The sequence below is a fragment of the Rhizobium atlanticum genome, from assembly GCF_030182485.1.
Classification (GTDB): domain Bacteria; phylum Pseudomonadota; class Alphaproteobacteria; order Rhizobiales; family Rhizobiaceae; genus Rhizobium.
The window spans coordinates 341,057-360,397 of sequence record NZ_JAQJCJ010000002.1 but is presented as its reverse complement, the minus strand read 5'-3'; the positions used below and the strand labels follow the sequence as shown (position 1 = coordinate 360,397).

21 protein-coding genes are annotated in these 19,341 nt (G+C 62.6%); 6 read left to right on the top strand and 15 right to left on the bottom strand.

Annotated features, from left to right (window positions below; all coding sequences use genetic code 11):
- Positions 1 to 170: 170 nt before the first annotated feature.
- Positions 171 to 854, bottom strand: a complete 684-nt coding sequence (locus tag PH551_RS04205) for a glutathione S-transferase family protein (RefSeq protein WP_285191973.1) — start codon at positions 852 to 854, stop codon at positions 171 to 173.
- 85 nt (positions 855 to 939) lie between these two features.
- Here PH551_RS04205 and PH551_RS04200 point away from each other — a divergent pair, with 85 nt between their 5' ends.
- The gene (locus PH551_RS04200) at positions 940 to 1,380 is read left to right on the top strand and encodes a MarR family winged helix-turn-helix transcriptional regulator (RefSeq protein WP_285191972.1); all 441 of its coding nucleotides are present in this window, start codon (positions 940 to 942) and stop codon (positions 1,378 to 1,380) included.
- Here PH551_RS04200 and ybaK read toward each other — a convergent pair whose 3' ends face one another.
- From ybaK to PH551_RS04185, 3 genes are all read right to left on the bottom strand, one after another.
- A complete protein-coding gene (gene ybaK, locus PH551_RS04195) occupies positions 1,381 to 1,854 on the bottom strand; it encodes a Cys-tRNA(Pro) deacylase (RefSeq protein ID WP_285191971.1) in 474 nt (157 codons plus the stop codon).
- Positions 1,855 to 1,857: 3 nt separating this feature from the next.
- Positions 1,858 to 2,208, bottom strand: a complete 351-nt coding sequence (locus tag PH551_RS04190) for an ArsC family reductase (protein ID WP_285191970.1) — start codon at positions 2,206 to 2,208, stop codon at positions 1,858 to 1,860.
- Between the two features lie 91 nt (positions 2,209 to 2,299).
- On the bottom strand, positions 2,300 to 3,361 hold the full coding sequence (locus PH551_RS04185) for a M14 family metallopeptidase (RefSeq protein WP_285191969.1): 1,062 nt from the start codon (positions 3,359 to 3,361) through the stop codon (positions 2,300 to 2,302).
- Positions 3,362 to 3,648: 287 nt separating this feature from the next.
- Here PH551_RS04185 and PH551_RS04180 point away from each other — a divergent pair, with 287 nt between their 5' ends.
- Positions 3,649 to 4,212, top strand: a complete 564-nt coding sequence (locus PH551_RS04180) for a methylated-DNA--[protein]-cysteine S-methyltransferase (RefSeq protein WP_285191968.1) — start codon at positions 3,649 to 3,651, stop codon at positions 4,210 to 4,212.
- A gap of 16 nt (positions 4,213 to 4,228) precedes the next feature.
- Here the strand turns inward: PH551_RS04180 and PH551_RS04175 are convergent, their stop codons facing one another.
- The 3 genes from PH551_RS04175 to PH551_RS04165 are packed head-to-tail and all read right to left on the bottom strand — an operon-like array spanning position 4,229 to position 6,268.
- A complete protein-coding gene (locus PH551_RS04175) occupies positions 4,229 to 4,963 on the bottom strand; it encodes an SDR family oxidoreductase (RefSeq protein WP_285191967.1) in 735 nt (244 codons plus the stop codon).
- 38 nt (positions 4,964 to 5,001) lie between these two features.
- A complete protein-coding gene (locus PH551_RS04170) occupies positions 5,002 to 5,844 on the bottom strand; it encodes an oxidoreductase (RefSeq protein ID WP_285191966.1) in 843 nt (280 codons plus the stop codon).
- A 49-nt stretch (positions 5,845 to 5,893) separates the two neighbouring features.
- Positions 5,894 to 6,268 (bottom strand): Atu4866 domain-containing protein, encoded by a 375-nt coding sequence (locus PH551_RS04165; protein WP_285191965.1) that lies wholly within the window; start codon positions 6,266 to 6,268, stop codon positions 5,894 to 5,896.
- A gap of 126 nt (positions 6,269 to 6,394) precedes the next feature.
- Between PH551_RS04165 and PH551_RS04160 the strand changes: the two genes are divergently transcribed.
- The 3 genes from PH551_RS04160 to PH551_RS04150 all read left to right on the top strand — a co-directional run bounded on the left by PH551_RS04160 (position 6,395) and on the right by PH551_RS04150 (position 8,874).
- Positions 6,395 to 7,291, top strand: coding sequence for a LysR family transcriptional regulator (locus PH551_RS04160; RefSeq protein WP_285191964.1), 897 nt, complete (start codon positions 6,395 to 6,397; stop codon positions 7,289 to 7,291).
- A gap of 143 nt (positions 7,292 to 7,434) precedes the next feature.
- Positions 7,435 to 8,289: a helix-turn-helix transcriptional regulator gene (locus PH551_RS04155; RefSeq protein ID WP_285191963.1), complete on the top strand. Its 855-nt coding sequence runs from the start codon at positions 7,435 to 7,437 to the stop codon at positions 8,287 to 8,289.
- Positions 8,290 to 8,328: 39 nt separating this feature from the next.
- Entirely contained in the window at positions 8,329 to 8,874 is a 546-nt protein-coding gene (locus tag PH551_RS04150; RefSeq protein ID WP_285191962.1) for a YbhB/YbcL family Raf kinase inhibitor-like protein, read from the top strand.
- 256 nt (positions 8,875 to 9,130) lie between these two features.
- Here the strand turns inward: PH551_RS04150 and PH551_RS04145 are convergent, their stop codons facing one another.
- The 4 genes from PH551_RS04145 to PH551_RS04130 form a co-directional block, all read right to left on the bottom strand.
- Positions 9,131 to 9,661, bottom strand: coding sequence for a dihydrofolate reductase family protein (locus PH551_RS04145; RefSeq protein ID WP_285191961.1), 531 nt, complete (start codon positions 9,659 to 9,661; stop codon positions 9,131 to 9,133).
- 406 nt (positions 9,662 to 10,067) lie between these two features.
- Positions 10,068 to 11,630: a glutamine-hydrolyzing GMP synthase gene (gene guaA, locus PH551_RS04140; protein WP_285191960.1), complete on the bottom strand. Its 1,563-nt coding sequence runs from the start codon at positions 11,628 to 11,630 to the stop codon at positions 10,068 to 10,070.
- Positions 11,631 to 11,744: 114 nt separating this feature from the next.
- Complete coding sequence (locus tag PH551_RS04135) at positions 11,745 to 12,383, bottom strand: 5'-methylthioadenosine/S-adenosylhomocysteine nucleosidase (RefSeq protein WP_285191959.1); 639 nt, start codon at positions 12,381 to 12,383, stop codon at positions 11,745 to 11,747.
- Positions 12,380 to 12,829: a PaaI family thioesterase gene (locus PH551_RS04130; protein WP_085776653.1), complete on the bottom strand. Its 450-nt coding sequence runs from the start codon at positions 12,827 to 12,829 to the stop codon at positions 12,380 to 12,382. Before PH551_RS04130 ends, PH551_RS04135 begins: the two co-directional genes overlap by 4 nt.
- A 242-nt stretch (positions 12,830 to 13,071) precedes the next feature.
- Between PH551_RS04130 and PH551_RS04125 the strand changes: the two genes are divergently transcribed.
- Positions 13,072 to 14,148 carry a DUF2252 family protein gene (locus tag PH551_RS04125; protein WP_285191958.1) on the top strand — a complete coding sequence of 359 codons (1,077 nt, stop codon included), beginning with the start codon at positions 13,072 to 13,074 and terminating at the stop codon, positions 14,146 to 14,148.
- Here PH551_RS04125 and PH551_RS04120 read toward each other — a convergent pair.
- The 4 genes from PH551_RS04120 to PH551_RS04105 are packed head-to-tail and all read right to left on the bottom strand — an operon-like array spanning position 14,130 to position 19,196.
- On the bottom strand, positions 14,130 to 15,227 hold the full coding sequence (locus PH551_RS04120; protein WP_285191957.1) for a DUF1513 domain-containing protein: 1,098 nt from the start codon (positions 15,225 to 15,227) through the stop codon (positions 14,130 to 14,132). The genes PH551_RS04125 and PH551_RS04120 overlap by 19 nt on opposite strands.
- Before the next feature lie 4 nt (positions 15,228 to 15,231).
- Entirely contained in the window at positions 15,232 to 16,332 is a 1,101-nt protein-coding gene (locus PH551_RS04115; RefSeq protein WP_285191956.1) for an imelysin family protein, read from the bottom strand.
- Positions 16,332 to 17,870 (bottom strand): di-heme oxidoreductase family protein, encoded by a 1,539-nt coding sequence (locus tag PH551_RS04110; protein ID WP_221127910.1) that lies wholly within the window; start codon positions 17,868 to 17,870, stop codon positions 16,332 to 16,334. The genes PH551_RS04115 and PH551_RS04110 overlap by 1 nt, the downstream gene beginning before the upstream one ends.
- Before the next feature lie 48 nt (positions 17,871 to 17,918).
- Positions 17,919 to 19,196: an imelysin family protein gene (locus PH551_RS04105; protein WP_285191955.1), complete on the bottom strand. Its 1,278-nt coding sequence runs from the start codon at positions 19,194 to 19,196 to the stop codon at positions 17,919 to 17,921.
- Positions 19,197 to 19,341: the final 145 nt, after the last annotated feature.

The following is a 19,341-nucleotide window of genomic DNA, read 5'->3' as shown; positions in this document are numbered from 1 at the left end:
CGTCCGGAATTGCGTAGATCCAAAAGATTGGAGCGGTTCTGCGCTTCCGTGAAAAGCTGAACCGCTCCAGGAGGCTGAAAGACTTAGACCCGTTTGCGGCGAAAATGAAGCGCGCCGCAGCCGATTTGAAACCGGCCGGCGCCATGCCCGACCGGTTTCAGCATCACGCCTCAGGCCGCGATGGGCAGCCTGAGCAGGATCGACTTGTGCTTTTCCAGGAATTCCAACAGCCGCTGCGGATAATCCTCGCCGACGGCGTCTTTCACGCTCCGCCGTTCGCCGAGCGAGCTCCGCCAGCGCGTCACCCGCTCGAGCCCCTCGAAGATGCCGCTATCCCCCAGCCTGTCGAAAACATCGAAATACCGAAAGATCGGCGCGAAGACGGCATCGACGAGGCTGAAGCTGCTGCCGGAAAAATAAGGTCCATCCGCGAGCGCTCCTTCGAGCGTCGTGAACTTGGCGATCAGCGCCTTGCGCTTGGCCTCCAGCTGTTCCACCTCCGTGGCCGTTTCATAGCCCCAGAGATCGGAAAGCACGGACGAGCCGAACTCCATCCAGCCGCGATGGCGGGCGCGGGCAAGCGGATCGGCAGGATGCAGGGCAGGTCCCGCCTGCGTCTCCTCCAGATATTCGCAGATGACGCTGCTTTCGAAGAGGACGGCCTCGCTGCCATCCTCTTCCTCGATCCTCAGCAGCGGCACCTTTCCGAGCGGCGAGATCTGCAGGAACCAGTCCGGCTTGTTGGCAAGGTCGATGTTGACGCGCTCGAAGGGAACACCCTTTTCGTGAAGCGCGATGGCGGCGCGTTGCACATAGGGGCAGAGATGGTGGCTGATGAGGGTAAGCCTGCTCATGAACGTCTCCTCGCAGTTTTAATAGATGCATTTGCATATAATAATGCTTGCGGCTTTGCGCAAGATAAATGTATCTGCATCTATCATGGAAAAGATACCGAAGCCGAGCGAAACCGCCACCTCTGCCTGGACCAGCATCATGCGCGCTCGCGAACGGCTGCTCGCCGCGATCGAAGCCGATCTGAAAGCGGCCGGCATGCCGCCGCTTGCCTGGTATGACGTGCTGTGGGAACTGGCGCGCGCGAACGACGGCAAGCTGCGGCCCTACGAGATAGAGGAGCGGACATTGCTGGCCCAGTATAATCTTTCCCGGCTGATCGACCGGCTGGAAAGAGGGGGCTTGGTCCGGCGTGAGGTCTTCGCCGAGGACTGCCGCGGGCGCTGGGTTCTGATCACCGATGCCGGCCGAACGCTTCGCACGCGGATGTGGACTGTCTATGCCGCAGCGATCGAGAGCCATGTCGGCAGCAAGCTTGCCGAAGACGAGGCGAAGGCGATTTCCGGTCTGCTCGCTCGTTTCCTCTGATCAGGCGACCAATGGCGCGCCGACGGCTTTTACCACCTTCAGTGCATCCTTCGGATCAAGCCGCACCTGCAGTCCGCGCTGTCCGCCATTGATATAGACGAGCGGCTCGGCGAGAGCGATCTCCTCGATTGCCGTCGGCACGGTCTTCCTCTGGCCGAAGGGGCTGATGCCGCCGACATGGTAGCCCGTCAGCCGTTCGGCATCGGCAGGCTTCATCATATTGGCGGATTTACCGCGAAAGGCGCTGGCGAGTTTTTTCATGCTGACTTCGCGATCCGACGGCACGACAACGCAGACGGGCTTGCCGTCCACCTCCGCCATCAGCGTTTTCAGCACGCGCTGCGGCGCCTCGCCTAAGGCTTCCGCCGCCTGCAGCCCGACGCGCTCTGCGTCCGGATCATAATCATAGGTGTGAATGGTAAAGGCGACACCCGCCTGGGAGAGAATCTGTGTCGCGCGCGTGGTCTTGGACATTGCTCAGCGCCCGAACAGATCCGAATAATTCTCCGGCCTGAAGCCGATCAAGAGCTTGCCTTCCGTCTCCAGCACCGGCCGCTTGATCATCGACGGCTGGTCGAGCATCAGCGCGATCGCCTTCTCCCGGCTCAGGTTCTCGCGCTCGGCATCGAGCAGTTTTCGAAAGGTGGTGCCGGCGCGGTTGAGCACCGTATCGAGGCCGGCTTCGTCGATCCAGGCTTCGAGATGGGCGCGGTCGATGCCGAGTGCCTTGTAGTCGTGAAACACATAAGCGACGCCGTGTTCTTCCAGCCAACTACGGGCTTTCTTCATCGTGTCGCAATTCTTGATGCCATAGATGGTGACGGCCATGCCCGATCGATCTCCCTGTGATGGCAACGGGATAGCATGCGCGACAGCCGGCGCAAATGCCGCCCGGGCATTTGTCCCGGGCAGCGCCTGCTCAACTCTCCAGCGTGCCGGCCTTGCGTGTGGCCTTGCTCGGCCTGGCGCAGACGATCTTCATCAGGTCGCCGCGCCGGCGCACCAGCCGATCCGAGGTTCGGGTCAGGACCAGCCCATCCTGCGGCGCATGCAGGTCGATGCTGCCGTCAGGCTGACCCGGCCGGGTGACGATCGTCGCCAGAAGTTCGCCCTCTGCAATCCTGTCACCGATCATGCGATGGAAGAGCACGGCGCCGCCTTCGGGAGCGCGGATGATCTCCACATTGTCGAGCGGCACGGCAGGACCGACAAACATGGCCGGCGCCATTCTGTCGTCGCTCACGATCCCCCGTGCGGCGAGAAAACGCCAGAGCCCGTCCGCATCCCGCTTCGCCAGCAGCGGATCGACGTCGCGCTTGCCGCGCAGCTCGACGGTGACCGAAAGCTTGCCCGGCAGTCGGGATTGTCGTTCGCCGGGAACCGCATATTTCCATGCAAAACCGACGGCCTCCTCGAAGGCCGAGCTTTCGCCATCCGAAAGCAGCACGGCCTCCATGTCGAGCGCGGCGGCAAGGTCGGCCGCCTCCGGCCAGAAGGCCTCATCGATATAGGCATATTGCAGTGATTCGTCGTCGCAGTGCAGATCGAGGACGAGGTCGGCCCCGAGCGCCATGTGCAGAAGCCGCCGCTTCAGCTGGTCGGTAGCCGGATAATCATTGAAATCTTCCGTCAGCATTGCCCGATCGCTGACGCTTATCAGCGGAAAATCCCGGTTGAAATTGGTGCGGGAACCGAGATCGAAGCGACCCTGCAATTCGCCGAAATGCGATTGCGCCGCGCCGATGGGGTTGGCCTGCGGTACGATGGTGATGTCGCCTGCGACCGCGCCTTCGCTTTCCGCCCGACGCAGCCGCTCCGAGAGGAAATGCAGGAGCGCCGTTCCCGGCAGCTCACCGGCGTGAAGCGCCGCCTGAATGTAGGCCTTCGGCGCCTTCGGATCACGGCCAGCAAAACGCAGCACCGGCAGCCGCCACGCCGTTCCCGGCGTATCGCCTGGGATGATGATCTCCGAAACGTCCATGCTGTCCTTGCTCCGCATTCACCAGCCCGACCAGCTTTATGCGCTGAAAACCGGCGAGCGCAAGCCTCACCGCCACCCTTGCCTCACCAAGGCCCGAAGAAAAGCAGGTTGCCGCTATGATTGATCTTGCCTCGCCGTCGAGATGATGCACGAAACATGAAAAGTGCCTGCTTAATCGGCTTTCAGGCCTCCAGGAACAAAAAAAGAACGATCTAGGCAAGAAACGGGTTGAAACAGCGACAGCTCCATACGATCCTTTGGGACATCGAAAACGCGGAGGCTGTGTCATGGCTGAGACAAGGCACCACTATCTCATCTTCGAAACCGCGGGCGGCTTCTGCGGCATCGCCTGGAGCGAAGCCGGCATCGTCCGTTTCCAGCTGCCGACGAAAACCGCGGAGGCTACCGAGCGGCTGCTTCTGCGCCGACTGCCCGATGGTGCGCCCGGCGCGCCGACGCCTCAGGTGCTCGAGACCGTCGCAGCGGTGAAACGCTATTTCCAAGGGGAGGAAACCGATTTCTCCTGCGTCCAACTCGATCTTGCCGGCCAGAACGACTTCTTCCGGGATATTTATGCGGCGGCACGGCGTGTCGGCTGGGGCCGCACGACCACCTATGGCGCGCTGGCGAAGGAGCTTGGCGTCGGGCCGGAAGCGGCCCGCGATGTTGGTCAGGCGATGGCGAAAAACCCAGTCGCCCTGATCATTCCCTGCCATCGGGTGCTGGCCGCCGGCGGCAAGATCGGCGGCTTCTCCGCGCCCGGCGGCTCAACATCAAAGGCCCGCATGCTGGAGCTTGAAGGCGTTAGCCTCGCCCCGCCGCCGCCCGCCCGGCAATCGCTGGGTTTTTAGGCGAAATGCCGGCAGCTCAATGCGGGCTGGCCGTCGGCCGGATGACGATCTCGCTGACATCGACGTCATCGGGCTGGCTGATGGCATAGAGGATTGAATTGGCGACCGCCTCGGGATTAATCGTGACGGCCCTGAAGGCCCGCATGGCGTCACGAGCCGTCGGGTCGGTGATCGTGTCGGCGAGTTCCGATGTCGTGGTTCCGGGAGAGACGACGGTGACGCGGATACGATCTGTCTCCTGACGCAATCCATCCGAGATTGCCCGCACCGCGTATTTCGTCGCGCAATAGACGGCGGCAGTCGGCGAGACGCTGTGGCCGCCGATCGAGGACAGGTTGATGATCTGCCCCGATCCCTGTGCCTTCATGATCGGAAGAGCGGCCGCTATGCCGTAGAGAATGCCCTTAATATTGACGTCGACCATTCGGTCCCACTCGTCGACCTTGAGTGCGTCGAGCGGCGAGAGCGGCATGATGCCGGCATTGTTGACGACGACATCGAGGCGGCCGAATTCGGACTTGGCGAAGCCGGCAAAGGCTTCCACCTGGGCACGGTCGGTGACGTCGAGCTTGCGCAGACGCACCGTTCCACCTCCAGCTTCGATTTTGCCGGCGAGCGCCTCCAGTCGGTCGCTGCGGCGTGCGCCGATCACGATCCGGGCGCCCGCCGCGGCCAGCACTTTTGCCGTGGCCTCTCCAATGCCGCTGCTGGCTCCGGTGATGGCGATGACCTTTCCTTCGATGTCAGACATTTCACACTCCATGTGCAGGTTGAGGGTTGTTGTGGCGATCAGTTGGGGAAATCGGCGCTGAGCGTCGTGTCAGCCCAGGCATCGAAATTGGCGCGCAGCGTGTCGAGCCGTTCGCGGGCGATCTTCAGGGAAGCTGCCCCGAGCAGCAGCCGCAGCGGCGGCTCGCCCGCCTCGAAGGCCGATATGATTGCGCTTGCCGCGCGTGCGGGATCGCCCGGCTGCTTGCCGGAAACCGAGCGGGTGGCCTGGCGCCGCTTGCCCGCGGTCTCGGCATAGTCTTCGAGGATCGTGCTGGATTCGACCATCGAGCGGCCGGCCCAATCGGTGCGGAAGCCGCCGGGCTCCAGGATCGTCACACGGATGCCAAGCGGACCGACCTCATGGGCCAGCGACTCCGACAGGGCTTCCACCGCAAACTTGGTAGCATGGTAGTAGCCGGTTGCAGCGAAGGCGACGAGCCCGCCGAGCGAGGAGACGTTGAAGATATGCCCCCGCCGGCGCGAGCGCATGCCAGGCAGAACTTGTTTGGTCACGGCGATCAAGCCGAAGACATTGGTCTCGAATTGGGCGCGGATCTCGGCATCCTCGCCCTCTTCGATTGCCGAGAGATAGCCATAGCCGGCATTGTTGACGAGGACATCGATGGCGCCGAACTGCGCCTCGGCTTCACGGACCGCAGGAGCGATAGAGCGGCCGTCGGTTACGTCGAGGGCGAGGGTCAACGCCCGCTCGCCATGTGCTGCCGTGAGGTCGCCGAGTGTATCGGGTTTGCGCGCCGTAATGGCAGCGCGCCAGCCGCGCGCCAGAACCGCTTCGGCGAGTGCCCGGCCGAGGCCGGATGATGCGCCGGTAATGAACCAGATGGGTGTGGTGGAAGACATGTCGTCATCCTTTCCGGCCGTCCTATGCGGCCTTTTCGCTGTGCGGGGGTCATTTGCGGCGAAGCACCATGCCGCCATGATGGAGCGTGTTGTCGTCGACGAAATCGCCATCGGCGGTGAAGCCGGTATCGTCCCAATACTCGATATGTGTTCCGGTGACTTCGTAGCGTCCGCGATAGGCGCTCTCCCGGCGTCCGCGGGCCTCGTCGTAACGATTGTCGGGCAGGAGTTCGTGTCGGACGCGGCCGTCGTCGGTGACCCACATTCCGACATAGGGATGCTGCTGCATGGTGTTCTCGCTTGGCTGTTGGAACTTGGATTTTCGCTCGTTCGAGGCGTCAGCGGGCCACGTGGGGAGCGCCGTGCCAGTTAGAATGATTGCGGTGAAGAGATGCAGAACTGGGCTGCGGTAAAACTTTGGCATCGCTCTTCCTTTCGACGCGGGCAGCACTCGGGGCTAGCTCATGCCTAGCCCTCGACAGAACATAGTCTTGGCGAGCCGCGCGATTAAGTTGCCAATGCCGAATGGCTTGGTTAGCATTGCTAACCAATGGCCAATGATCTCGAAGGCATTTCAGTCTTTCTCGCCATAGCGGAGGCGCGGAATTTCCGGCTCGCCGGCGAGCGCCTCGGCGTGACCCGTTCCGCCGTCAGCCAAGCCTTGCAGCGCCTTGAGGACCGCCTTGGTGCGCCCCTGGTTCAGCGCACGACGCGCAGCGTCAGCCTGACCGAGGCCGGCGAAGTCTTCCTTGAGGCGGTTCGTCCCTCGATGCGCCAGGTCAGCGATGCGATGCAGACGGTGCGCGACATGCAAGCGCGCCCGAGCGGCCTGCTGCGGGTCACTGTTTCCTCCATCGCCGAGCGCTTCCTATCCGGGACTTTGCTCGCCGGCTTCATGCAGGCCTGCCCCGGCATCAAACTCGATATCACCATCACCGATGACGAATTCGACATCGTCGAAGCCGGCTTCGATGCTGGTGTGAGACTGGGCGAGGTGATCGAGCAGGACATGATCGCGGTACCGGTCTCGTCTCAACAGAGACAATGCGCCGCCGCATCGCCAAGCTATCTCGAGCGTCACGGTTCGCCTCACCATCCCCGCGACCTGCAGAACCACGCCTGCATCGGATGGCGGCCGCGCCCGGATACCGCGCCCTATCGCTGGGAATTCACCGAAAATGACCGCGACTTCGATGTCGCCGTCGATCCCGTGGTCACGACCAATGACATGGGAATAATGATCCGCATGGCCTGCGCCGGGGCCGGGATCACCTTCGGCATGGTGGAAACCTTCGCGCCCTATGTCGATCGCGGCGAGCTCATCCCGCTGCTGGAGGATTTCTGCCCGCCCTTTCCTGGTTTCTACCTCTACTATCCCAGGCGCCAGAGGCAGCCAGTGAAACTGCGCGCGCTGGTCGACTATGTGCGCCGGTCGGCCGGTCGCTAGACCTACTCAAGTGCCGTGCCGCCGGCATGGTTGCTGCGAGCATGTGGTTTTGGTATTTCGAGCCTTCAGTTGGATGGTGAAGCGGGCGACGTCATGCTGGCTGCTCCGGTCGCCGTTCTGACCATCCCGCTGGCGGAGAACATATGCTCGACGACGTCTTTCCCATTCCGACCAGGGCAGTGATCCGCCAGGGTGGTCGAGCCTGCTTCCATCGCCTCGTCACTACCAGCCCGCTGCTGATCCAGGTCCAGTCTGGAACGAAGATCGTCATGTCGGATGACAAGCCTTTGCGCCTCGAGGCGGGCGATTACGGTCTGTTGCCCGACTACCGGCCGTTGACGATGGAGAACATTCCCAAGGCGCTGCAGAAATATCAGACCCTGGCGCTTCCAATTCCGCGACAGCTTTTCGAGGACGCTTATGATAGGATGGGATCGGTCGCCGTGCCATCACGGCCTCTTCCGGCCAGCACCTCGAGGCTGCCGGAGGAAGCTGCTGCATTGTTCGAATATTGCAGTCAGCCGGGCAATCTGGCGCGGCTTCCGGGTCCCATCGCCAAGGCCCGTCTGATGGAACTCGTCACCTGGTTCGCGCTCTGCGGGGCGGTGCTCGGCCGATGCGAAAGCCCCCGGCTTGAGGACCGGCTGAGGCAGATGATCGAAGCTGATCCGGCCGGCGCCTGGACGCTGGCGCATGCTGCGGGCTTGTTCAACATGAGCGAGGCGACGCTGCGGCGCAGGCTCTCCGCCGAGAATACAGCCTTCAGCGAGATCTTGAGCGATACCCGGATGAACCGTGCTCTGGCGCTCATTCAGACCACGACATTGCCGATGGCGCAGGTTGCGCTGGAGGTCGGTTACGATTCGCCTTCGCAATTTTCCGCGCGCTTCAAGGAGCGGTTTGGCGTCAGCCCACGCCATGTACGCAGCGGACCCGAACAATTTGAGCGGATCGGGGCAGAAATTGAGCAGAGCGGGGCAGATGCGCTGGCGCGGTGACGATAGTTTCCCGGCATCGTCAACCACAGGAGAATAGCAATGCGATTGATCACAGCAGCACTTATGGCCGCCTCCGTCTTCGGCGCCACGGCCGCCCATGCCGAAATGAGGCTCACTTCGAAGGATCTGACCGCCGGCAAGGCCATGGCCGATGCGCAGGTCTTCAACGGCTTCGGTTGCTCGGGCAAGAACATCTCGCCGGAACTGGCCTGGTCGGGCGCACCCGAGGGAACCAAGAGCTTCGCCGTCATGGCGTACGATCCGGATGCGCCCACGGGTTCCGGCTGGTGGCATTGGTCGGTGTTCAACATCCCGGCAAAGACTTCGGAGATTGCCGCTGGCGCGAGCGGTGACAAGAAGCTTCCCGCAGGCGCCGTGGAAGGCCACACAGATTTCGGCACCTCCGGATATGGCGGCGCATGCCCACCGGCCGGCGATAAGCCGCACCGCTACCAGTTCACCGTCTACGCGCTCAAGGTGGACAAGCTTCCGCTTCCCGAGACGGCGCCGGGCGCCATGGTCGGCTTCTATGTCAGGGCCAACACGCTCGACAAGGCCTCGATCGAGGTCACTTACGGCCGCTGAAGCCGGCTCTGGAGCTGCAACATCCTTGCATACCAAAGACCGGCCGTGGTGACTAAACCTCGGCCGGCCTGTGCGCTGAGGCAAGCCCAGGCGGCATCAGAGGGATGCAAGAAGCAATGTTGCGGCGTGCTTCGAGGCTACGCCTATGGGCTTCGCACCTCAGCATGAGGGAGGCTGGAGGAGGCCGCGCTCATAACTGCAGGCGCGAGAGGTGCGCGCCGCCCACGATCGGACAAGTTTACTGCGGCTCCTTGGATTAGGCAGGAACATAGGTCAGCTTGATCACATTCTCGTCGATCAGATCATGGCTCACAAGACGAAGCGGCGGCCGGGGCCCGGCGAAATAGGGTTTGCCGTGGCCAAGCACGACAGGATGCAGGTAGATGTGATATTCATCGATCAGCCCGAGTCCGGTAAGGCTTTGCGCCAATTCTGGCCCGGCAACTTCGATTTCCCCGTCACGCTCGGCCTTTAGCGCGCGCATCACGCCCTCGAGATCATTCCCAACAAGCCTGGCGTTGGGGCCGACCGACGTCAACGAGCGCGAGACCACCCATTTCGGCTGCTTCCGCCACGCCGCTGCGAAGGCTCGTTGCTCGGTATCCCATTCGGGATGATCCTCATCCCAATAACGCATGACCTCGTACATCCGGCGGCCGTAGACGCTGCCCGCCTGCCTCTGCGCCTGCTCGACGAAGTGGCGGAAGAGTGTGGGACTTGGCCCGAAGGCCGTGTGGTCGACGTAACCGTCCAGCGACTGGTTCATCCCGAAGACGAGCTTAGCCATGCCAACTTCCTTCTTGAACGGGTATGTGCGTGAATTCGGCTGCGTAGCGACGGGAGTAGGTTAGGCCAACTGATTTTACATTGCAATTGGTTTCTGGCTGAACTCGAACGCGTCCGAACTGACCGGGGCAGGCGCTTCATCGAGCATTGATGCCTTAGATCAGCGATGCACCGGCAGTCTCAGCCCCACTTCGTCTCGCCTTTGGCGACCTTGTGTTGGTCGACCGATCGATCGAGGCAAATGGCGAAGCTATTAAGGCCGGCGAGTCGCTGGCGGATGCTGCGCGGCGACGCGCGACTTCCAAATATTTGCCAGCGGCTTAGCTTCTTTGAAGTGCCGCAGCATGAGGCGCTGGCGGAGGTGCTTCTGCCGCTCAATTAGCTACCTCGGAGGGCGGCTTCTGCCCTCACTCCCACTCGATCGTGCCGGGCGGCTTCGACGTGACGTCGTAGACAACCCGGTTGATGCCGCGCACCTCGTTGATGATACGGGTGGCGGCGCGGCCGAGGAATTCCATGTCGTAGTGGTAGAAATCCGCCGTCATGCCGTCGACCGAGGTGACGGCGCGCAGCGCACAGACGAATTCATACGTGCGCCCGTCGCCCATCACACCGACAGTCTGGACGGGAAGCAGCACGGCGAAGGCCTGCCAGATCGCGTCGTAGAGGCCGGCCTTGCGGATTTCGTCGAGATAGATCGCATCGGCTTCGCGCAGGATCTCGAGCTTCTCGCGTGTGATGCCGCCGGGGCAGCGGATCGCGAGGCCAGGGCCGGGGAAGGGGTGGCGGCCGATGAAGCTGTCGGGCAGGCCGAGCTCGCGGCCGAGCGCGCGCACCTCGTCCTTGAACAGTTCGCGCAGCGGCTCGACGAGCTGCATGTTCATCCGCTCCGGCAGGCCGCCGACATTGTGGTGCGACTTGATCGTCACCGACGGGCCGCCGGTGAAGGAAACGCTCTCGATAACGTCGGGATAGAGCGTGCCCTGGCCGAGGAAATCGGCGCCGCCGAGTTTCTTCGCCTCTTCCTCGAAGGTTTCGATGAAGAGCCGGCCAATGATCTTGCGCTTGGTCTCCGGGTCGCTGACGCCTTCGAGTTCGCCGATGAAACGGTCGGAGGCATCGACGTGCAGCAGATGCAGATTGTAGTGCTCGCGGAACATGGCGACGACATTGGCCGCCTCGTCCTTGCGCATCAGTCCGTGGTCGACGAGGATGCAGGTCAGCTGGTCGCCGACCGCCTCGTGGATCAGGAGTGCCGCGACGGAGCTGTCGACGCCACCTGAAAGCGCGCAGATGACGCGCTTGTCACCGACCTGCTTGCGGATCTCGTCGACCGCTCTTTGGCGATAGGCCGACATCGACCAGTCGCCCTTGATGCCGGCGACATTGTGGATGAAGTTGCCGATCAGCTTGGCGCCGTCGGGCGTATGCACGACCTCGGGGTGGAACTGTACACCGTAATATTTGCGCTTCTCGTCGGCTATGAAGGCGAAGGGCGCGTTGGAAGAGGTGGCGACCACCTCGAAACCATCCGGCAGCGCCGTGACGCGGTCGCCATGGCTCATCCATACCTGATGGCGCGAGCCGGAGGACCAGAGGCCTTCGAACAGCTGGCAATCCTTGTCGACATCGAGAAAGGCGCGACCGAATTCACGGTGATGGCCGCTTTCGACCTTGCCACCGAGCTGCATGCACATCGTCTGCTGGCCGTAGCAGATGCCAAAGACCGGCAGGCCGCTGTCGAAGATGATCTCAGGCGCTCGCGGCGATCCCTCGTCGACCGTCGAAGCAGGGCTGCCGGAGAGGATCACCGCCTTCGGCTGCAGGCGCTTGAAGCCTTCTTCGGCGGATTGAAACGGAACGATCTCGCAATAGACGCCGGCCTCGCGCACGCGCCGTGCGATGAGCTGCGTCACCTGGCTGCCGAAATCGACGATGAGAACGGAGTCGGGATGTGCTGTCTGGGTCATGGCGAGGCTTTAAAGAAAAGCGCTTCGCCTGGCAATCCGGGAAATCGGCAGCATCGGGTTTTTATTGTTCCGATTGTCCCCACGCCTTTGAAAGACGCGCAGTATATTCGACGGCTAGAACCAGAAAACCCCGTCCTCCAGCGCCGTGAACAGGCTGTCGACGCCGTAGGAGAGCTTGCGGTCGACGATGTGCAGATATTCCGTCCAGCCGGAGATATGCTGCAGTTCGACCGCGCCGTCGGAAATGCCGCGCAGGCCGATCAGCGGCAGCTTGTAGCCCTGGCAGGCGCGCAGCACCGCGTAGGTCTCCATGTCGACCATGTCGGCGTCGATGTCGCTATAGGCGGTACCCGAGATGACGTTGCCGCCGGTGGAAAGGCTTGCCTCGGGAATGCCGGGGATGCGCAGCGGCAGCTCGAGCGCAGCGGGCAGGTCGAGAAACGGCGTCCTACCCTTTTCGAAACCGAGCGGCGAGGCGTCCATATCGCGATAGGAGACCGAGCTCACCTGATAGACTTCTGTCTGCTCCAGTTTCGCCGAACCGGCCGACCCGAGCGAAACCACGAGATCCGGCAGGTCGTCGGCCGCATCCAGCCGTGCCAGGGTTTTGGTCAGCGCGACTGCCGCCTCGACCGGGCCGACGCCTGTCATCAAGGGCTCGATGCGCGAACGCAGGAAGGAGCCGTATTCGGCCTCCGCCGCCATGACGAAAAGCATGGATTTGCCTGCGACCGACTTCAGCTCGAACTTCATCCTGTAATTCCTTCTCTCCCGCGGATGACCATCATTGTTCCGGTCATGGAGGCGATGAGTTTCGCCGGCCCGTCGCTGATCGCGTAGCCTCGCCCGTCGGCGACGATAATGGTGGAGCCGGGTTTGGTGATTTCCCCGCGAAACAGGAAGCGCTCGCCACGCCCCGGCGACATGAGATTGACCTTGAACTCGATTGTCAGGATCGAGGCTTCAGGGTCGATGACGCTGTAGGCGGCAAAGCCGCAGGCCGAATCCAGCGCCGCCGAAATGATGCCCGCATGTAGGATGCCGTGCTGCTGTGTCAGTTTGACGTCGAAGGGAAGCTCGATCTCGACGACGCCGTGCTCGACGCGCGTCAGCTCTGCGCCGATCGTCTGCATCGCCGCCTGGCGCGCAAAATTGCGGCGGATTCGCGCGCGGAAATCGCCCCTGTCAGTCTCGCTCATGGCTACCCCTCTCGAAGCCGGGAAAGTGGCATGGCGGGCCGGATTCGACAAGCTGGACCTTGCCGAAATCCGCCCGGCCGACACCGGAAACCGCAAACCGTGTCGCCGGGGCAACCTTTCGCCATACGTCGTTGCACGAACCCGCTTCGTCAGCGCCGCCAGCCTCGTGCAATGGCGATTGCAGCTTCGCGCGGAGCGCGTATTCTCGCATCCACACTCGAAAGGATGGATGCATCAGCGGCATGACGACGATATCGCAATCTGTCCGGAATTTCGAGAACTGGCTGAGCGGCGAACTCGGCGACGATCTCGTCAAGAAGGATCTCAGGGAGAAACATAAGAAGATGCGCAGCAACGCGTTCGTCTTCCTGCGCGCCACGTATTGGCGCTGGTGCGAAACCATCCTCGGCATCTGCCAGGAACTTGCAGGCGCACCTGAAGTGCTGGCGATCGGCGACACGCATCTGGAAAATTTCGGCACCTGGCGCGATGTCGAGGGCCGGCTCGTCTGGGGCGTCAATGATTTCGACGACGCGGCGCTCATGCCTTATGCGCTCGACCTCGTTCGTCTGGCGGCAAGCGCCATCTTGGCGCGTGGCGACAATGGTCCGTCCGTCCGCAGGATCGGCGAACTGATCCTCACCGGCTATCGCCGGGGCCTTGAAAATCCGCTGCCCGTCATCCTCGAACGCGACTACAAATGGCTGCGCAAGGCATTGGTGCTGCCGAATGCCGACCGCCAAGAATTCTGGGAGAAATACGAGACGCTGCGTCCCGGCAAGAAACCGGCGCCTCCCGCCTATATCGAGGCGCTTACCGGTGCATTGCCATCCGGCACAGGTCGCTTCGTGGCCAAGCCGCATCGCGCCGGCACCGGCAGTCTCGGTCGGCCGCGTTTTATCGCCTATAGCGAATGGCAAGGCGGGCCGGTTCTGCGCGAGGCGAAGGCGCTGGTGCCCTCGGCCTGGTCGCTTTGCCACGGGCTGCAGCATGGGACGATCAATGCAGGCAAGATTGCCGGAGGGCGGATGCGCTCGGCCGATCCCCACTATCAAGTCTCCGGGCGTATCCTCGTGCGCCGGCTCTCGCCGAATAGCCGCAAGATCGAGATCGACAAGCACCCGGAAATCCTGCTTGCGCCGACGATGCTCGAGCTGATGGGCTTCGAGATCGCCAACTGCCATTCCGACGATCCGGCGGCGGCCACGGCGATCCTGGAGGACCTACGGGTGCGCGGGAGCGAATGGCTGCATCAAGCGGCAAGGGCTGCGGCGTCGGCGATCAGTGCCGAGCAGAAGGCCTATGCGCGCGTCGGCTGAGAGATCCGAACGATGTGCTGATCCCAGGCGACGTCGCTGCGGGTCGACAGGAAGTCGCCATCATAGGAGGAGACGGCAAAGCCCTCTTTTGCCGGCGCGATGCCCGCGGCATCCGCAATTGCCGTCTCGGCCAGCACCTTGCCCGTCCTCGCGTCGATCGTCACCGAGGCGCCGCCTTTCGGGGAGGTGATGCCGACGAGGCCTTCGCTGCGATTGACGGCGATCGCCCCGATGTAATTGGCAAGCCTGCGCGTCGTCTCCTCCGGCAGATCGACGAAGGAAAGATCCTCGCCCTTGGCGAAATGGCCGACGAGCGGCGGCAGATCCTTGCGGTGGCCCTCGTACTGGCAGGCGAACCAGATGCGGCCCTCGCCGTCAAGGTCGACGTGGCGGGTCGACAGCTGCGACCATTCGGCCGGCAGCACATGTTTTTCGATCAACGCGCCCGTCGCCGCATCGATCAGGACCAGCGACGGCTGCATCGCCCGGAGATTGAGCTTGGTGCGGCCGAAGTCGGGGTGGGTCTCGATGCCGCCATTGGCGACAATGAGAAGGCGTCCGTCATCGGACACGGTCATGTCGTGCGGGCCGATGCCATAGGTCTCGAATTCGCCGATGCGGGTGAAGCGGGCGGTCGCATCGTAGATGCCGATCATGCCGCGATTGCCGTCGAAATCGTTCTCGCTGGCGTAGAGAATGCGGCCATCGGGCGAGAACACGCCGTGGCCGTAGAAATGCCGGTCTTCCCGGGAGCTGATGACGATCGGCTGCCCCTTATTCCGTGGATCGAAGATCATCGCATAGGTGCCGGGCCGGCGCGCAAAGGCGACGGTCTTGCCGGTGGCGGCGCTGAAGGCCATGCCGTGAGCTCGGGCGGGAAGCGCCACCTGATCGACGATCTCGCCGCGCTCCGTCACCGTCGCGATGGCAAAGGAGCCGTCGGCTGCGCGAATGCCCGAGGCATAAACGGCGTCCGACCGCTCCAACGCCATCAGCGATCTTGGCGTCAAGGCCGCAAGGAAGCCAATCCCTGCCGCCTTGACGAAGCTGCGTCGATCGATCGTGGTGCTTCGTATCATCGCTTCAGTCTCCGTCCGAAAAGGAAAAGCCGGCCGAAAGGCCGATGGCCGAGCCATATTCGTCGTTGATTCTGGTAATCAGCTGGCGGCTGTCGGCGAGCAACGCTTCGAGTTTGGCCTTCTCGGCATCGCTCACGGCGACGTCAATGTCGGGATTGAGCTTCGGCACGCTGTCGAGCAGCGATTTGAAATCCGCGTCGATCGAGGCGGCGACCGACCGCTTGTCCGTCGGCAGAAGCTCGGCCATGCCGGCCTTCTGCCAGAGCGTGCGCAGGCCTTCCAGATTGGCAGCCATCGATTTCCAGGTGTTCTTCGAACGCCAGTAGATGGCCATGCGCGGGCGCGGCGTGGTGTCCTTGCCCTTGTAGAACTGCTCCAGCCGCTGGTCGCGGACATTCTCTGCGCCGTGGACGAGAATGCCGAGCAGCGCAGTCACGGCTTCCTTGTTGTCCATGAAATCATTGCTTTGCGGGCCCGGATGTTTCCAGCTCGCCTGCACGCCATCAGGTTTTTCCCAGGCCGCGACGACTTCGCCTGCCTCACGTTGGATATTGCCGGCGACCGCGGCACCGTAAAGGCAGCGGAATCCGCCCTTCTGCTCGAGGAGATCGTCGGAGCCGTTGCCATAGAGCACATATTCCAGCGCCGTCAGGCCCTGCAGCGCCACACTCTTGCCGGCGATCGCATCGACGGTCGCGTCCTTAGGATCCGCCTTGGCGATCAGCGCTTGCACCTGCTTCAGGCCGACACCCTTGCGGTCGGGATAGAACAGGATGTGCTCGAAGAGATTGTCCTGGATGACGGGCCCTGTCTGGACGATCTCGATGATCGACCAGTAGCGGATCGTGTCGTCGAAGGCGGATTTCGCCTTGTCGAGCGTCTGTTGCGTGCCGCCGTCACAGAGATCCTTCATCGCCGTCGTCAGCCGGGCGGCCGATTGCTGCATGTTGCGATAGCCGGGGCGGATCACCTCATCGACGGCGCGCTGCATGACGGCGGGAACGGCATCCTCATTCAGCCCTGCCGGAGGAGCGGCGGTCTCAGCGGCCGCCGATGTGGCGAGGCCGATCAGAGTGAGGCAGAGCAGGGGGTGCCAAAGGCGCATCAAAGTGACTCCAGGAATGTAATCAGGGCCGCCCGGTCGTCTTTCGACAGGAAGGAGAAAGCGTTGCGGGCCTTTTCAGCTTCGCCGCCATGCCAGAGAATCGCCTCGGTGACATTTCGCGCACGGCCGTCATGCAGGAAAAAGCTGTGTCCGCTGATAGTCCGGGTCAGTCCTATACCCCATAGCGGCGGCGTGCGCCATTCACGTCCGCTTGCAAGCCCGACCTGTTGCCCATCGGCCAGACCCTCGCCCATGTCGTGCAGGAGAAAGTCGGAATAGGGCCAGATCAGCTGGAAGGATTGCGCCTTTTCGGCTGCATCCCGGCGGGTGACGAATTTCGGCACATGGCAGGAAATGCAGCCGGTTTCGTAAAAAATCCGCTTGCCCCGCAGTGTCTCGGGAAAGCTCGCCTTGCGCCGCGCCGGCACGGCGAGATTTTCGGAATAGAAGGTCACGAGGTCGAGAACGGGGCCTGGGGCTTCTTCTGCACCCAGCCGTTTCTGCACCCCTGTCGGCATCTCAAGGCATTTTTCTTCCGGCTTGGTGCAATCGCCATGTGCATCCGGCTGGTCGGGCGTCGAGATGCCGATATCGTTGGCGAAGGCATCGGCGCTCTGATCGCGCACGGTGGCGTTTTGCGCCTTCCAGCCGAAACGACCGAGTGCGATCTTGCCGCTGCGATGGTCGCGCACGATCGCCGCCTTGCCCGAAATGCCGTCGCCGTCTGCATCATCAGGATCGGCATGGGCAAGAATGTCCGCTTCCGGAATGGCTTCGATCAGCCCAAGGCCGATCATCGCCGGCGCCACGCGCGCCGAAATGGTCGTCGCCGTGTCGAGCGGCCCGTAAGCGAGGTTCGTCGCCGTATAATGCGGCCGGCGAAGCGATACTTTTTCACCGTCGCCGAGCGTCACCGTCTCCACATCATAAGTGATTGCCATCCGGCCTTCTGCGGCAATGCCGGGGACGGCAAGGTCCTGCAGTTGATGGCCATAGACCGGATCGGGAAAGTTCACGACGTCGGCATTGGCGATCGCCTTTTCTTCCTCCGGCGTGGTCGCCGCGCGTGCCAGACGCAGGAACATCGAGGTGGCGCTTGTGGCCCCCTCCGGCGGTCTGCCCCGGCCGTCATTGACATGGCAGCTCATGCAGGAGCGGGCGTTGAAGAGCGGCCCGAGGCCGTCGGAGGCCTGCGTCGAGGAAGGAGCGGAAACCCAGAGCTTGCGAAAGAGCGCATTGCCGAGCTTGAAATTCTGCTCTTCCTCGAAGGGGATGTTGGCGGAAATATGCGAGAAGCTGTCTTCAGTGACGGGATCGATCGAGGTCGCGGCCCCCGCCTGCATCGCTTCATATTGCTCGGCCTTGGAAAAATCCGCCGTCGGCCGCGTGATGTCGGCGACGCGTTTGAGATCGGTCTCGGAGAGGTCGGTGCGTTTGGTTGGCAGGTCGAAACCGCCGGCGATGGCTGCGGAAAATCCGGCAAACATGGCGCAGAGCGCTGCGCTGGCGATCAATCGGCGGGCCGGGGCATGCGACATTTCAAGAGTCCGGGCCGCTCCGGCTGTCGAGGCGGCCCGCCTTTTTGCTTATTTGAAGACGGCGTTAGGATTATCCAAGCTGTCGGAACCTTCAAGCTGAACCGTGCCGAGATCGAGTGCGGCAATAACGCGCTGAATCGACTTCGTCTGGTCGATCAGCCCGTCGATGGCGGCCTGGACGACGGCATTGCCTTCCTTGTTGCCCTGGGCGATCATCTGGTCATACTTCTCGACCGTCTCGCCACGCTTGGCCATGGCGTTCATCGCATCGAGCGTCTTGTTGAGCTTGCCTTCCAGCTCGGCATCGAGCGCCTTGTCCTTGGCGGCGACGAGGTCGTGCAGCGACGGGCCACTGAGCTTGGTGCCGTCGACGCGGGTATAGTTGCCGGTATAGGCGGCGGCGATGCCGATCGCGTCGTTGAGATGCGAATTGTAGGTATTGTCGGAGAAGCAATCATGCTCTTCTTCCGGGTCGTGCAGCAGCAGGCCGAGTTTCATGCGCTCGCCGGCAAGTTCGCCGTAGGAGAGCGAGCCCATGCCGGTCAGGATGGTGACGAGACCGGCCTTCGGATCGGCCTCGACGTTCTTCGTCGCCACCCCGTCCGGCTTCCAGTTGTCGGTCATTTCCTGCAGGTCGGAAACAAGCAGGGTGGAGGCGGACTTCAGATATTCGGCGCGCCGGTCGCAATTGTCGTGCGTGCAGTTCTTGAGGTCGTAATCAGTGGCCGGGCGGTTGCCGGCGCCCGGACCGGTGCCGTTCAGATCCTGGCCCCAGAGAAGGAATTCGATGGCGTGGTAACCGGTCGCCACATTGGCTTCGATGCCGCCGGCTTCGGCGAGCGTGCCGGAGAGGAAATCAGGCGTCAGCTTCGAGGCGTCGACATCCTTGCCGTCGATCTTGATCGTCTTGTTGGCGATGACATTGGCCACATAGAGCGAGTTTTCGTCGCTCTCGGTCCCGTAGGCGGCATCGACATAATCGATCAGGCCCTCGTCGAGAGGCCACGCATTGACCTTGCCTTCCCAGTCGTCGACGATCGGATTGCCGAAGCGATAGACTTCCGTCTGCTGGTAGGGCACGCGCGCCCTGACCCAGGCATCCCTGGCGGCCTTCAGCGTCTCATCGGTCGGCGCCTTCAGGAAGGCGTCGATGGCGGCGTCGAGCGCCTTGGCCGTCGTCAGCGAGTCCTCGTATTTGGCATGCGCCACTTCGGCATAATGTTTCACCACGGCGCTAGCATCGATCTCGGCCTGCGCGGGAAGGGCGAGCAGAGCGGCGGGAGCAATCGCCAGCACGGCTGCGCGGAATTTGCTGTTGAGCTTCATAATCCTCTCCTGTGACGGATCTTCCGTCGGGCTCTGTCTCTTCGCGCAAAAGTAAACTGGTGTCAAACGCTCTAGTTTGGAATGATTTTAAGCACGGCGCGACCGGGAAAACCCGCTCATCCGGCTGCATTCGGCCAGAAGACAG